Source organism: Aeromonas sp. 6P, assembly GCF_051919525.1.
Classification (GTDB): domain Bacteria; phylum Pseudomonadota; class Gammaproteobacteria; order Enterobacterales; family Aeromonadaceae; genus Aeromonas; species Aeromonas veronii.
Genome location: NZ_JBQBEO010000002.1, coordinates 1,227,033 through 1,241,673 on the forward strand (window position 1 = coordinate 1,227,033; position 14,641 = coordinate 1,241,673).

Sequence of the window (14,641 nt, forward strand, 5' to 3'; positions counted from 1 at the left end):
GTTTGCCGTGGCCGTATCGGGTGAAAGCTGGGCAGGCTGAGGAGAAGGGGCGGGGCAAAAGGGTCAAAAAAACCCACATGGTCAGGCACATGTAGGTCGGGAAAAACCAGCCAGGGTAAAACAGACATTCCCTGTGTCGGTCATCTTCAGCTCAGGTGGAGGTGGTCCATCTGCTGGAGCTTTTCGGGCCAGGGCCTCTGCTGGTGGTCACCAAATCTTCACACGCTCGGAAGGTGGCAGATAGAGCTTGTCTCCCGGCTTGATAGCAAAGGCACTGTAGAAGGCCGGTATGTTGACGACGACGCCGTTGACCCGGTACTCCAGCGGCGAGTGGGGATCTGTCTTGAGCAGGACGGCTGCGAGCTCGGGCCGGTACTTCCCTTTCCACACCTGCGCCCAGCCGATAAAGAAACGCTGCTCGGCTGTGAAGCCATCGAGCACCGCTGGCAGGCGGTTGCCCAGGGCGAGCTGGTAGGCCTTGTGGGCGATGGTCAGGCCGCCGAGATCGCCGATGTTCTCGCCAAGGGTCAGCTGGCCGTTGGCATGCTCCCCCTTGATGGGCTCGAAACGGTCGTACTGTTTCGCCAGTTTTTGCGCTCTGGCGGTGAACTCCTTGAGATCGGCCGGAGCCCACCAGTTGTGCAAGGCACCGTTGCCATCGAATTTGGCCCCCTGATCATCGAAACCATGGCTCAGCTCGTGACCGATGACCGCGCCGATGGCGCCATAGTTAACCGCATCATCCGCCTTCAGATCGAAGTAGGGCGGTTGCAGTATGGCTGCCGGGAAGACGATCTCGTTGTTGTTCGGGTTGTAGTAGGCGTTCACCGTCTGCGGATTGTCGAACCACTCCTCCCGATCCACCGGTTGATGGAGGCGGGCAAGGTGCTCGTTGTAACGCACCGTGGCCGCGCGCTGGGCATTGCCGACCAGATCATCGGGACGGATCTCGATTGCGCTGTAATCCTGCCACTGGTCGGGATAGCCGATCTTGACCCGTACCTGCTCCAGTTTCGCCAGCGCCTGCTGTTTGGTCGGAGCAGACATCCAGTCGAGCCCACCGATCTCCTGGCGATAGGCGGCGATCAGATTGCGCACCATGCTCGCCATCTGTGCCTTGGCTTCGGCCGGGAAGTAGCGCTCCACGTAGAGTTTGCCCACCGCCTGACCCAGATAGTCGTCCAGCACCTCCATGGCCTGCTTCCAGGGCTCCCGCTGCCGGGGGATGCCGCTCAGGGTCGTACCGTAAAAAGCGAAGTGCAGGGCATTGCTCTGGCTGTCGAGATAGGGCGCATAAGTGCGTAGCAGATGGAACAGGCAGTAGGATTGCCACTGCGCGATGCTGGTCTCCTGCATCACGGCGGTCAGCTTCTCCAGATAGTCCGGCTCACTGACGATGATCTCCGTTTCCCCGGCGATACCGGCCTCTGTCAGGTAGCGTTGCCAATCCAGGGGGGGCAGCAACTGACTGAGGCGGGCGATGGGCAGTTTGTTGTAGGTGAGGTTGTCATCCCGCCGCTTGACTCTGTCCCACTGCAGGCTGGCGAGCCGGGTTTCCAGCGCCAGAATGCGATGGGCCTGTTCGCTCGCCCCCTCGACGCCGGCATGGTTGAGCAGGGCGGTAATGAACTGCTCGTAGCTGGCCCGCAGAGCCTTGCTGGCGGCATCTTCTTTCAGGTAGTAGTCCCGATCCGGCAGACCGAGACCGGATTGCTGCAGGTAGATCCCGTAGCTGTCAGGCTGCTTCTTGTCGGCCATGATCCCGATACCAAAGGGAGCGCCGCCCCCCAGCTTGTTAACACGGGCAAAGTAGGTGGCCAGCGAGGCGCCATCATGGATGGCCATGATCTCGTCGCGCAGTGGTTGAATGGGCGTCAGCCCTTTGGCATCCCGCCCGGCCTGATCCAGATAGCTGGCGTAGAGATCGGCGATCTGCTGGCGAGGGGTTCCGGCCTGTTGCGGGCGCTTGAGCAGCGCCTCCAGCAACCCCTTGCGATCCTTCAGCGACTTGTCCGCCAGCAGATTGCCGATGGTCTGCCCCGGCAGGTCATCCGGTATTTGGGTCTGGGCCAGCCAGTTGCCGTTGACGTGGCGAAACAGATCGTCCGCCGCGCGCACGCTGTTATCCATGCTGGCCAGATCCACCCCGGAGTGGCCGCTGGCGGCACCGACGCATGGCGCGAGGCCGAGCAGGGCCAGCACAATGAGGCTGGCGATCATGCTGCGTTGCTGTTTCATCGTGTGTGTCCTGTATGGAGAGTCGGTGGTGAATTGGCTATACCTGATGGTCAATCAGCTGCGAACGACCGAGAGGAAGCGACCGTCGTGATTGAAGGTGCAGGTAAAGTCGACCGCATCATCGTCGGTCTCGTACTGGCCATAGACCTTGTATCTGTGGCCACTCTCTTCTGCCGACGCGGTGGTGATATCGCGCGGGGAGACATGGAATTTGCTGGCCGCTTCCCCCGAGCAGTAACGGGGCATCTTGCTGGTGGCCATATGCTGGTCATCGCTATCGTCATGCTGGCCATCATGCTCGTGTTTGTTATCGCGGTGCTTTTTCCCGGCGTAATAGCCAGCGGCGCCGATGGCCCCCAGCGCAGCTGCACCTATCAGGACTTTCTTGGTGTCCATATTCTGGCAGCCGCTTAATGCCAGACAGGCGGCTATTCCCATTACCATCAAGGGGTGTTTCATCTCTCGGATCCTTTCAATTATCAAATGAGCAAGTCGGTGTCAGCCGGGTGGTGGTCACAGGGCCCGGCGCTGGAATGGCGCCACTTTGCAATGGACAGGATGAAGAGGACACTCAAATAAAATTAAAAAAAGTTATAAAAATCCGGGAGCCGGAGCGAGCGCGGTATGGGTAAGCGGTGAGGGGAGAAGGGCGCAGGTTTCATCTGTGCGGTAAGTAGTGGTGTGGGGCAAGTGTTTGTTTTTAGACTTTTATTTCTCTTTATATTTTATCAAGGGTGATGGCTGCCTGTTGTGCGGCGGCCAGCCATGTTGGCAATGGATAACAGTCTCTATCTTCATAAACAGGGCATAAAAAAGCCGCTCACTTGGGTGAGCGGCTGTTGTCATCAGATCAGTGCAGTTCGCTATCAGGCTGGCTGCTTGCCATCTTCCGCGGGCGGCGGCAGGGCGGCGGAGTTGGACTCCACCTTCTGCTCTTCGCCCTGCATGTTCTTGATGTAGACATCCATCTGGTTGAAGGCGATCTCGATGCCGTTCTCGCGGAACAGCTGGTCGATCTTGCGGTTCAACTCGTCCACCGCCGGGTTGCGATCACCCAGTTCGCTCACGAAGAAGCGCAGCTCGTGATCCAGCGTGCTGGCGCCAAAGGTGAGGAAGTAGACGATGGGGGCCGGATCTTTCAGCACGCGGCTGTTTTCGTCGGCCGCCTGTTTGAGCAGGGTACGGGTCAGTTCCAGATCCGAGCCATACGCCACGCCCACCCGCACGATCACCCGGGTGACGGTGTCACTCAGCGACCAGTTGATCAGCCGTTCGGTCATCAGCTGCTGGTTGGGGATGATCACCTCTTTGCGGTCGAAGTCGGTCAGGGTGGTGGCGCGAATGCGGATCCGCGAGACGGTACCGGAGAAGGAGCCGATGGTGACAGTGTCACCGATCCGCACCGGACGCTCGAACAGGATGATGATGCCGGAGACGAAGTTGGAGAGGATCTCCTTCATGCCGAAACCGATACCGACTGACAGACCACCCGCTACCCACTGCAGCTTGTCCCACTGCACGCCCATCATGGAGAGAGCGGTGAGGGAGCCAAAGCCGATCAGCACGTAGTTGAGCATGGTGGTGATGGCGTAGGCGGTCCCCTGAGCCAGGTTGAGCTTGGAGAGCACCAGCACCTCCAGCAAGCCCGGCAGGTTGCGCGCCAGTGACCAGGCACCGCCGAGCAGCAGGAAGCCGATCAGCACGTCACTCAGGCTGATGGGGAAGAGCACGGCGTTGGCGCCGGTGCCTTCGCTGCGGTGCCACAGCACCATACTGTCGAGGTAGGAGAAGACCGCGACCAGATCGGACCAGAGCCAGTAGAAGGCGACGCCGAAGATCAGCATCAGCACGGTACGGGTCAGACGCAGGGACTGCTGGCTGACATCCTCCAGATCCATGGGCTGCTCTTCAATGGATTCACCACCTTCCGCATCTTCCGAAGATTTGTGCTCACGCTTGGCCACCGCACGACGGTAGGCCAGACGACGGGCAGCCAGCTCCAGACCACGCAGGGCGGTGCGGTAGACCAGGCTCCAGATGATGATGAGGTAGAAGGATTCGATCAGGCGCCCGGTCAGCTTCAGCGCGGTGTAGTAGTAACCGAGCACGGCCAGCACAATCAGCGCCACCGGTGCCAGCGCCAGGGCAATGGCGATCAGCGACTTCTGCATGCTCGCCTCGCCCTTGATGCGGGCGCGGGAGATGGGGAACACCAGATAGGCGGCCAGCCCCAGCAGGGTCAGGGTCATGGCCTGGCCGATCACATCGTTGCCCAGGGTGGAGGGTTCAACCACCGCCTTGGTTGCGAGCATGATGAGCGGCAGCAGTGGCAACCAGATGTAGCGCATGCTGTTGCGCTTGGCCTGCAGCTCCGCTTTCGGGATCCGGAAGTGGGTTTCGGCGATGCCACCCGGGCGCATCACCGCCAGATAGACGCTGAACACCAGATAGCCGAGGGCGAGGTTCAGGGTGATTTGGAACATCAGCTTGGGACTGAGCAGACCGCAGTAGGTGAGCAGCAGACCGCCAGCCAGAATGAACATGCTGCCCGGCAGGCGTTGCAGCACGGTATAGAGCAGGGCGCGCGGGGTGTGCCACTGGCTGTCCTGACGGAAACGGCCAAGGTCCTTGGTGATCTTCTTCTCGCGCTCAACCAGCGCCGGACGTTTCCAGACCAGCAAGCCGCCGATCAGCAGCAGCGGGAAGGCGAGCAGGGAGATCCCCAGCAGCTCTTCGCGCCAGCGTTTCCAGTCCGGTTTCAATACCCAGTCGGAGGCCTGTTTGTAGGCCTGGGCGGGCCAGCTGATAAACCACTTGCTGTCGATGGGCTTGTTGCTGCTTACCCAGAAGATGTGTTGCTGCAGGGTAAATTCGATAGAAGCATAGACCCGCGCCAGCTGCTGCTGGGTCAGCTGCAGGCTGATGGCGTTGGTGAGCTGGCTGTCGAGTTGGCGGTTGAGCTGATCGAGCAGATTGATACGGGTATCGAGCAGCTTGGCAAGGCTCTGCTTGTCCTCCTCGCTGACCGGATCCTTGCTGCCGGCGATCAGATTGTCCAGATAGAGGTTCTTCTGGAACAGCTGGTCACGCTGCTGGCTCAGTTCAAACTGAGCCAGATGCAGATCGGCGATCTGCTCTTCCAGGTTTTTGACGGCGATGGTGGGTGCCGCTTCCAGCTGCTGGTAGAGCTGATAGAGGATGCGCGACAGCAGCAGATTGCCCTTGAGCATCTGCACCTGTTCATTGAGGTTGCGTTCGGTCTGGATGCCGCGCTCCAGCCAGCTCTTGGCTTGCAGGTTTTTCTGTACCAGCGAGTTGAGGCTGGTGGTGGCACCGATCAGCTGCTGGCTGAGCTGGTGGTTGAGCTCCTGCTCTTTTTGCACCAGCGGGCTGTCTTCGGTCGCCACCAGTTCACCGGTCTGCTCGGCGGTTTTTTCGGTGTCGCCGAGGCGCTTGGCGCTGCTCTGATCCTGCAACAGCTGCAGTTTTTGCTCTTCGCTGGCGAGACGGGCACTCTGGTAGTCGCGCTGCTTGATCGCCAGATCCTGCATGCTGGTACGGTTATCCAGCTCCTTTTGCAGGTGGGCCAGTTGCAGGTCGAGCAGGGCCAGCTCGGCACCGAGCTTCATCTTCTCGGCGCTGGAGACGCTTTCACCTGCGTTGAGGCGGGTACGGATCTCCTGACTGCGCTGGTAGGCGCGGCTCATGCTGGCCTGGGCGCGCTCCGGCAGGGTCTGCAAGCTGGTGAGCTGGCTGCCGATGGCGCCGAGGGCCTCCTGGGCCGCCTGCATGTTGGCCAGCACTTCTGGCTGACGGCTGTCGAGCTCTGCCAGACTCATGCTGGCGTATTCGCTCTTGATCTGCTCGGCACTCTTGCCCTTGGTCAGGGCATCGAGCTTGGCGCTGATCTCTCTGAGCTCGGTGGGCAGGTTGCGGATCCGCTGGGCCTGGGTCTTGGCCTTCGCCTCTTCCTTGTCGATGCTGTCGAGCAGTCCGAGGGTTTCGGTCAGCAACTTCTGATCCGCTTGCTGACTGACGGTCAGGGTCTCTGATTTACCCAGACCATCCAGCGCTCGCTGAACTGCGTTGCGAGAGGGGACATCTTGCGCCATGGCTTGCGGCATGCAGAGGCTGGCGAGGAGACAGAGCAGCGGCAACAGGGTGGCCGAGACTCTTTTAAAACGTATTGAGGGCATATAACTTCCGGGTTATTACGCGATATTCGGGAGATTTCCCGCATAGATTAAATTCGCGTGGATTCTAACACCGGGCTTGTCAGGTAAGCAGGGGGAGGGACAAAAAAAACGGCGCCCGCAGGCGCCGTTTTCAACTCGTTCAGCTCTGATTAAAGAACGTGAACAGAAGCGGTGTTGGTGGTGCCGCTCGGTACCAGAGCACCGGAGACCATCACAACAACGTCACCTTTCAGACCCATGCCGATTTCCAGCGCGGCTTCTTTACCGATGCGATAGAAATCGTCGGTAGAGGCGATGCTGTCAACCACGTGAGCAACCACACCCTTGGTCAGAACCAGCTGGGCAGCAGTTTTCTTGTTGGTGGTGATAGCCAGGATCCAGGCTTTCGGGAAGTACTTGCGAATGGCCTTGGCAGACTTGCCGCCTTCGGTAGCGACCACGATCAGCGGGGCGTCCAGCTTCTCGGAGGTCTCTACGGCGCCTTTACATACGGCTTCGGTGATGCGCAGCTTGTTGCTGTCGTTGGCAGCAGACAGGTTGGACGGCATCACGGCATCGGTACGCTCGCAGATGGTGGCCATGATGGTCACTGCTTCCAGCGGGTACTTACCCTTGGCGGATTCACCGGACAGCATCACTGCGTCGGTACCGTCCAGGATGGCGTTAGCCACGTCGCCAGCTTCGGCGCGGGTCGGACGCGGGTTCTTGATCATGGAGTCCAGCATTTGGGTGGCAGTGATAACCACTTTGCGGGCTTTGTTGCACTTGGCGATGATCATCTTCTGGGCGAAGATAACTTCTTCAACCGGGATCTCTACACCCATGTCGCCACGAGCAACCATAATGCCGTCGGAAACAGCCAGGATCTCGTCGAAGTTGTCCAGACCTTCCTGGTTTTCGATCTTGGAGATGATCTGGATGTTCTCGCCACCGTGGGCTTTCAGGTGTTCACGGATTTCCAGAACGTCTTCTTTCTTACGGATGAAAGAAGCGGCAACGAAATCAACGCCTTGCTCGCAACCGAAGATCAGGTCGCGCTTGTCTTTCTCGGCCAGGGCCGGCAGCTTGATGGAGACGCCCGGCAGGTTAACGCCTTTGTTCTCGCCCAGGTCACCGTTGTTCAGCACTTTACAGATAACTTCGCGCTCGGTGATTTCGATAACGTCCAGACCGATCAGACCGTCATCAACCAGGATGCGGTTGCCGACGCGCAGATCGTTGGCGAAACCTGCATAGGTCACGGCCACTTTGTCTTTGTTGCCAACCACGGTCTGGTCGGTGGTGAAGGTGAAAGTCTGGCCAGCGACCAGCGCGACGTCGTTGCCGCCTTCCAGCTTCATGGTACGGATTTCCGGACCCTTGGTGTCCAGCAGGATAGCTGCGTGCTTGCCGGTCTCGGCCATCACAGCGCGCAGGTTGCTGATGCGGCTGCCGTGCTCGGCGTAGTCACCGTGGGAGAAGTTCAGGCGCATGACGTTCATGCCGGCGTCCAGCATTTTGGCCAGCATTTCTTTGGATTCGGTCTTCGGACCGATGGTGCAGACAATTTTGGTCTTTTTCATGTCAATCTTCATGGTTAAGGAATTTCCGCCGAGCAATATACACCAGTTTTTGGAATCTTTTTATGATCCAGAAACAACGTTTTGACCAGATAACGTTTTCTTTTCAGGGATAACGTTTTCCTGTGAGTCACATTTTAGAGCATACGGCCACAGGTTCGGGCTGAAGGGATACAAATGTTGCCATCTGTGGTTGTTTGGCCGGGTTGAGGTTCAGATGTTGTAAAATGACCACCCGCCCGCTGTCACCGTCTTGTCACCGGCTTGCGCAAAAATGTTAGTTCATTGGCGCGCGGGTGAAGGAGGCCGGGATGAAAAACAGCCATGAAACCGGATGGGCTCTGCTCTTGCTGGGCGCCGCCCTGCTGCTGGTTCAGACACTGCCAGCCCGCTACTGGCCTGATAATGCGCGACTGCTGGCGATCTTCTCCCATCCAGTGAAAGGGGAGGTGGCCGCCGAGGGATTGGCGTGGCGAGAGTGGCAGGATCACAGTGCAGCGACCCGGATGGCGCTTCGCGTAGCCCGACCGCTGCCGGATGCTCCTCAGCCTTGATATCTATTGCTGTTTACCTGTCGTGAAGGCGTGAAATTATCAACCATTGGTTGATAGTGCTTATATATCTTGCTGGATTGTCCACCTTTCATGGCGGGAGGATAATCGATTCCAACAGCGATATCCCCTCCGGTATCGCCCCTTGATACTTTGTTGGAGTCCGCTTTATGTCCCTCGCCCCTGTCTGGTTTATCTCTCACGGCGCACCGGATCTGGTGCTGCGTGAGCAACCCGCCACCCGCTTTCTGCGAACCCTGCGTCTGGGTGAGCTCAAGGGGCTGGTGGTCATCTCCGCCCACTGGTTCAGCCGCGAGCTGCAGATCAACGTCGAGCCCAAACCGGAGCTGATGTACGACTTTTACGGCTTCCCCGAGCCCCTCTACCGGATGCGCTGGCCTGCCAGCAGCCCCGAGTGGCTGCAACAAGGGGTGAGCGACCAGCTGGCACTGGCCGGACTGACCGCCACCCCGGTGCGGCGCGAGCTGGATCACGGGGTCTGGTCGCCCCTCTCCCTGATAGACCCAAACAGCGAGATCCCGCTGGTGCAGATCTCCATTCCCGCGAGCTTCACCCCGGCCCAATTGTGGCAACTGGGCGAGGTATTGGGGGCGCTGCGTAGTCAGGGGATTGGCATCCTCGCTTCCGGTGCCATCACCCACAACCTGCGGGCGCTGGCACCGGAGGGCTCGCCGGTGCCGGAGTGGGCCAGCCAGTTTGTCGACTGGCTGGAGCAGAAGATGGCCGACGAGGATCGGCTGGCGCTGCTCAACTATCGCCAGCAGGCTCCAGGCGCGGTGGAGTCCCATCCCCACGACGATCATCTGCGCCCACTCTTTGTGGCGTTGGGGGCCGCTGATGGTGTGGCGCCCACCCGGCTGCACGAGAGCTGGGATGGCGGCAGCCTCTATATGGGCGCCTACCGCTTCGGTTGATTGCCTCTCAACAAGACCCCGCCAATTGGCGGGGTCTTGTTATTTACGGCGTGGGGGTGCCGATGATACTGGTGATTGAGCCGAAGGCTCTCAGGGAACCACTACCCGGCTCTCGCCGCCGCCGAGGGCTTCGACTCTGATCTGCACGCCAATCCGCTCCACCAGCGTCTGGACGTGGGAGATGACCCCGATCTGGCGACCGGCGGCTTGGAGGGAGTCGAGGCTGGCGAGCGCCAGATCCAGACTGTCCGGATCCAGGGTGCCAAATCCCTCGTCGATAAAGAGCGACTCGACCTGGGTCTGCCGTGACGAGAGGCTGGAGAGGGCCAGCGCCAGCGCCAGCGACACCAGAAAACTCTCGCCACCGGAGAGGGAGTCCACCGAGCGCACCTCATCCCCCATGTCGAGATCCACCACTTGCAGCGCCAGATCGGTGCCGGGTACCCGCTCCAGCCGGTAGCGCGGTGATAGTTCGGCGAGCTGGGCGTTGGCCTCCAGCAACAGGCGCTCAAGGGTGAGGCTCTGGGCGAAGGTGCGGAACTTGGCGCCGTTGGCCTGCCCAATCAGATCGCACAGCTGCTGCCAGTGGTCGGCCACCGCCTGCTGGGCGGCCAGCTCCTGTTGCAGGCTGCCCGCCTTGAGGGCGGCGGCTTCGGCCTGTGCCAGTTTGCTCTTGCACTCGAACAGCTGCTCTTCAAGGGCGCGACAACGGGCATCGAGTGCCGCCAGTAGATCGCTCAGCTCTGCATCCGGCAGGGCGGCCAGCTCGGGGTGATGCTCACGATAGCGATCCCGCTTGCTCTCCTCCAGCGCCAGCGCCCGTTGCCGCTCGGCAAGACGAGTACGCGCCTCACCAAGGGCATCTTCCAATCCTTGCAGGGCGGTGCGGCGAGCCTTGAGTTCATCGGGAGTGATGGCCAGCAGGCGGCGCAGGTCGTATTCGGCAATGCCGAGGGTACTGGCGTGGGCAGCCCAGCGCCCCAGCACCTCCCGCTTGCGGCGACTGCTGGTCTGCTTTTCCTGCTCCACATGGGTGAGACGGGTCTTGAGTTCGGTCTGCCGCTCCCGCAGAACGCGGGCGCTGCTTTGCATCAGCTCCAGTTCGCTGGCGAGCTGTTGCAGCCGCTGTTGCCAGCGGCTCTCGACCTGCGGGATCTCCTCGCCACCGAGACAACCGCTGCGGCTGGTGAGCAGCCCCTGCCGCTGCTGCTCGTGCTCCTTGTAGTCCCGCTCGAGTTTGTGCAGCAGCTCGCGCTGGGTCTGCAGGCGCGCCTCCTGCGCACTTAGTGCCGGGGTGAGGCTGGCGATCTCGCTGGCCAGCCGCTCCCACTCGCTCTGGCCGTGCAGCCAGGCTTCGCAGGCTCGCTGCCACTCGTGCCACTGCTGGCTGCCGAGCCACTGGCGCCAGGGTTGGCCAGCCATCTGTTCATCGAGACGGTTGCCCCCCTGTTCGAGGCGCTGGCGCAGGGTCGCTTCCTGCTCGCCCATTGCCTTCACTTCCCCTTCCTGCGCAATGCGATGACGGTCGGCCTCCTGCCACTGCTGCTCGAACTGCTGGTGCTGGGCAGCCAGTTGGCTCAGTTGCTGACGCACCCCTTGCAGCTGTTGTTGACCAAGCTGGGCCTGACGCAGCTGCTGCTGGCTCTGGGCCAACCCCTGCTCCAGCGCCTGGCCACGGCCAAGCAGGGTGCTCATCAGCTCGTTCCACTCAATGGGGCTTTGGCGCAGCGGCAGCGGATGGCCGAGCAGGGTATCGCCCCCCAGCTGTTGCCAGCGCTGGGTCAGCTGCTCGGCGCGTGCCTCCAGCTCCGGCAGATGTTGCTGGCGCACCGCCAGCTGGCGGGCCAGCTCCTGACGCTCGCTCTCGCACTGGATGTATTGATGATTGAGCCGATCCCACTCCAGTTCGAGGCTGCGGGCCCGTTCCGCCAGCTGACCCAGGATCCCCGCAACCTGGGGCTGGCTCTGGCTGTAGGGGTGTTCCCCAGAACCGCACAGCGGGCAAGGTTCGCCATCGCTCAGGATATGGCGATACTGCTCGAAGCTGGCGATGGCGCGGGACTGCTCCAGCGCATGGCGCGCCTCGTCCCGCTGCAGGGCGAGCCGCTCGCGTGCGGGGGCCAGCTCTTCGCCAAGGGTGGCGAGCTTGCCAAGGGCCTGCTCCAGCTGGCCAATCTCCTGTTGCAGGCGGGTATGCTGCTCGCCGTGGTTGCGGCCGTAATCGGCCAGCTCCAGCAGCTGGCGCAGCTGACCCAGTTGTTCGGTCTGCTGCTGCCACTGCTCCTGCGCCTTGGCGAGGCGGCTCTCCCACTGTTGCTCCTGCAGCTCGTTCTGTTGCTGTTGCAGCCGAGCTTGTTCATGTTGCCAGTAGTCGCGCTCTTGCTGGCCTTGCTCCAGCTGGCGCTGCAACTGTTGCAGGGCGCGCAGCTTGTGATCCCGCAGGGTGAGCAGTTGCTGCAGCTTGTCGGCATCCTCGGCCCAATCCTGCATGGCGGTGAGCAGGGGCTGCCACTGGCGGGCAACCGGTGCCAGCTCCTTGTGCTCTTCGAGCCAAAGGCCCCACTGCTGGTGCTGCTGCTTGAGCAGTTCCACCTGTCTGCTCTGCTCGCGCCAGCCCTGCTCCAGGGTGAGCTGCACTTCTCGCTCCTGTGCCCCCTCCTGCTGGATCTTCTGCAACTGCTGCACTTTCTCCCGGATGCGGGTATCGAGCTCTTGTGCCCGCTTGAGTTCGGGTTGCAGGGCACCCCATTCCCGCTCGGCGGCGATCTTCTCCGCCAGCAACTGCTGCTCGGTCAGCGCGCTCTGCTGGGTCTGCTCCTCGAGTTTGGCCAGCTCTGGTACCAGCTCGGCGATCAGCTTCTCCTGCTGCTGTACCTCAAGGGTGAGGCGGGCCAGCTCGTCGTGATCGGCGCGGGCCACCTGGGCCTGTTCGGCACGGGCAAACTCCTCGCGCTCGGGGGCCGCAGCGCCGTGGGCCTGCAGGGCGGCATCGAGCGCCGCCTGCCCCTCGGCGCAGCCCTGCAGCTGGGCGGCAATGCGGCTATTGAGGTCGCGCAAGTCCTGCATCAGCTGCTGCTGTTGCTGCTCGTGCTTGAGGGTGGTGGAGAGGCTGATCTGCTGGCTCACCCACTGTTCGCGGGTCGCTTCGTCCATCAGCGCCACGTCGCCGAGGCGCTGGGCGATGGTGGCCAGCTTCTGCTGCTCCTCCCGCGCCCGTTCATAGGTCTGGATGGAGATGGCGGAGTAGAGCTCGGTGCCGGTCATCCGTTCGAGCAGGGCGGAGCGCTCGTTGGCGTCCGATTTGAGGAAGGCGGCAAACTCCCCCTGCGGCAGGATCACCGCACGGCGGAACTGCTCCCAGGAGAGTCCCACCAGCTCGTCGATGCGATCCTGCAGCTCCCGCTTGCTGCCGGAGAAAACCTGCCCTGACTCCACATCGGTCAGGGTGCGCTCTTGCGCCTGAAAACGCCCCTCCGAGCGGTTTCGCGCCCGGCGCACCGCCCAGCGGGCCAGCCAGATGCGGCCATCACAGCCACGAAACTGCACCTCGGCAAAACCGCTGGCGTGGCCGCGACTGAGGATGCCGCGCACGTCGTTGGCCTTGAGCTTCTCTTCGTCATCCATGCGGCCCACTTCGGCCACATTCTTGCGATTGGCGATAAAGCGCGGCATCTCGTCGTATAAAGCCAGACAAATGGCGTCGAGCAGGGTGCTCTTGCCCGCGCCAGTGTTGCCGGTGATGGCAAACAGGCCGGCGGCGCCGAGCGCCCCCTTGGTAAAGTCGATGGTGAAGGGGCCGGTCAGACTGGCCAGATTCTCACCTGACAGAGACAAGATTTTCATTGGTTTGACTCCTTCACCTGCTCCAGGATCTCTTCAAACGAGGCAACCAACCCCGCCTCGGGCTCCCCTTCAAACTGGCGCTGATAGCAGAGGCGAAACACCTCGGTGGGGGAGAGCTCATCGAGCCTGCGCCGCTCGCGGCCATCGGCCAGCCCTTCACCGGAGCCTTGATATTGGGTGCTGATGCGGGCCAGACGCACCGGTTTGTCTGCGATGGCGGCCAGAATGCGTTCGCGGATGCGCGCCTCGGGCTTGGGCAGCAGCAGCCGCACTTCGAGGAAGGGTTGTGCCTCTTGTGGACAAGCAGGCAGCTCGAGCGATGCGATGGCGTTCAGCGCGTCGTCGAGGGTGCTCTGGGGCAGGCGGATCATCTCCACCGCGCGGGGCACCGGGATCCGCTCCAATCCGGTCAGTTTGCCTTCTGCAAAGGTCACTTCCAGCACCTGATGGTTGTAGTTCGCTTCGGCAAGCGAGAGCGGTAGTGGCGAACCGCTGTAGTGCACCCCCTCGGCCGGGCTCTGGGCCAGATGGAGGTGGCCGAGCGCCGTGTAGTCTGCACCGGCAAAGAGTTCGGCGGGCAGGGCGTGCTGGTTGCCGCCGAGCACCCGCCGCTCTGACAGTTCCGAGAGCTGGCCCGCCGCCAGATAGGCGTGGCCCATGACAATCAGTGGCAGCGCCTCCCCACAGCGAGCGCGCCCTTCAGCCAGCACCTCGGCATAGACCTGCCGTACCCCTTCGATCAGCCTGTCTTGCCCCTCAGCCAGCTGTTCCACCCGCAGATCGCTGCTGCGCAGGAACGGCACGGCGGCACACCAGGCGGCAATGTTGCCCTCCCGGTCTTGCAGCGGTACCAGCAGGCGGTCGGTCTCGAGCTTGCCCTCACTGTCGCGGCTGATGCTGCCCACCAGATGCAGATCAAAGGCGCGCAGCAGCTCGTGGGGGGCATCGAGCTTGGAGGGGGAGTCGTGGTTGCCGCCGATCAGCACCATGTTGAGGCGGGGCATTTCGGCGCGCAGTCTGGCCAGAAAGCGGTAGAGCTGTTGCCAGGCGCTGGCGGGGGGATTGGCGGTATCAAACAGATCACCCGCTACCAGCAGAGCGTCAATCTCGCGCGCCTTGAGGGTGTCGCTCAGCCAGTCGAGAAAGGCATCGTGTTCAAAACGGCGGTCATGACCATGAAGTTGGTGGCCAAGGTGCCAGTCGGCGGTATGGAGGATTTTCATTGGAAAGCAGCCCGGTTGCAGGGACGGTGCCTGTGGCACCCGATGAGGACAAGATGAGGATGCCCCGTGCTTTTTTCAAGTAAAACAGGGGGCTGG

At 61.6% G+C, this 14,641-nt stretch carries 8 protein-coding genes; 2 read left to right on the forward strand and 6 right to left on the reverse strand.

Annotation, left to right across the window (positions count from 1 at the left end):
• Positions 1-207: 207 nt before the first annotated feature.
• The 4 genes from ACTG2J_RS05950 to pykF form a co-directional block, all read right to left on the reverse strand.
• Positions 208-2,238, reverse strand: coding sequence for a M13 family metallopeptidase (locus ACTG2J_RS05950; RefSeq protein WP_439997285.1), 2,031 nt, complete (start codon positions 2,236-2,238; stop codon positions 208-210).
• Between the two features lie 54 nt (positions 2,239-2,292).
• The gene (locus ACTG2J_RS05955; RefSeq protein WP_439988901.1) at positions 2,293-2,697 is read right to left on the reverse strand and encodes a hypothetical protein; all 405 of its coding nucleotides are present in this window, start codon (positions 2,695-2,697) and stop codon (positions 2,293-2,295) included.
• Positions 2,698-3,104: 407 nt separating this feature from the next.
• Positions 3,105-6,434: a mechanosensitive channel MscK gene (gene mscK, locus ACTG2J_RS05960; protein WP_201974877.1), complete on the reverse strand. Its 3,330-nt coding sequence runs from the start codon at positions 6,432-6,434 to the stop codon at positions 3,105-3,107.
• 149 nt (positions 6,435-6,583) lie between these two features.
• Complete coding sequence (pykF, locus tag ACTG2J_RS05965) at positions 6,584-7,996, reverse strand: pyruvate kinase PykF (protein ID WP_031227651.1); 1,413 nt, start codon at positions 7,994-7,996, stop codon at positions 6,584-6,586.
• Positions 7,997-8,304: 308 nt separating this feature from the next.
• Between pykF and ACTG2J_RS05970 the strand changes: the two genes are divergently transcribed.
• Positions 8,305-8,547, forward strand: a complete 243-nt coding sequence (locus tag ACTG2J_RS05970; RefSeq protein ID WP_439997286.1) for a hypothetical protein — start codon at positions 8,305-8,307, stop codon at positions 8,545-8,547.
• A gap of 167 nt (positions 8,548-8,714) precedes the next feature.
• The gene (locus ACTG2J_RS05975; RefSeq protein ID WP_439997287.1) at positions 8,715-9,479 is read left to right on the forward strand and encodes a DODA-type extradiol aromatic ring-opening family dioxygenase; all 765 of its coding nucleotides are present in this window, start codon (positions 8,715-8,717) and stop codon (positions 9,477-9,479) included.
• Between the two features lie 90 nt (positions 9,480-9,569).
• Here ACTG2J_RS05975 and ACTG2J_RS05980 read toward each other — a convergent pair whose 3' ends face one another.
• Together ACTG2J_RS05980 and ACTG2J_RS05985 are read right to left on the reverse strand one after the other, a co-directional pair.
• Positions 9,570-13,322, reverse strand: a complete 3,753-nt coding sequence (locus tag ACTG2J_RS05980) for an AAA family ATPase (protein ID WP_439997288.1) — start codon at positions 13,320-13,322, stop codon at positions 9,570-9,572.
• The gene (locus ACTG2J_RS05985) at positions 13,319-14,545 is read right to left on the reverse strand and encodes an exonuclease SbcCD subunit D C-terminal domain-containing protein (RefSeq protein WP_439988898.1); all 1,227 of its coding nucleotides are present in this window, start codon (positions 14,543-14,545) and stop codon (positions 13,319-13,321) included. The genes ACTG2J_RS05980 and ACTG2J_RS05985 overlap by 4 nt, the downstream gene beginning before the upstream one ends.
• Positions 14,546-14,641: the final 96 nt, after the last annotated feature.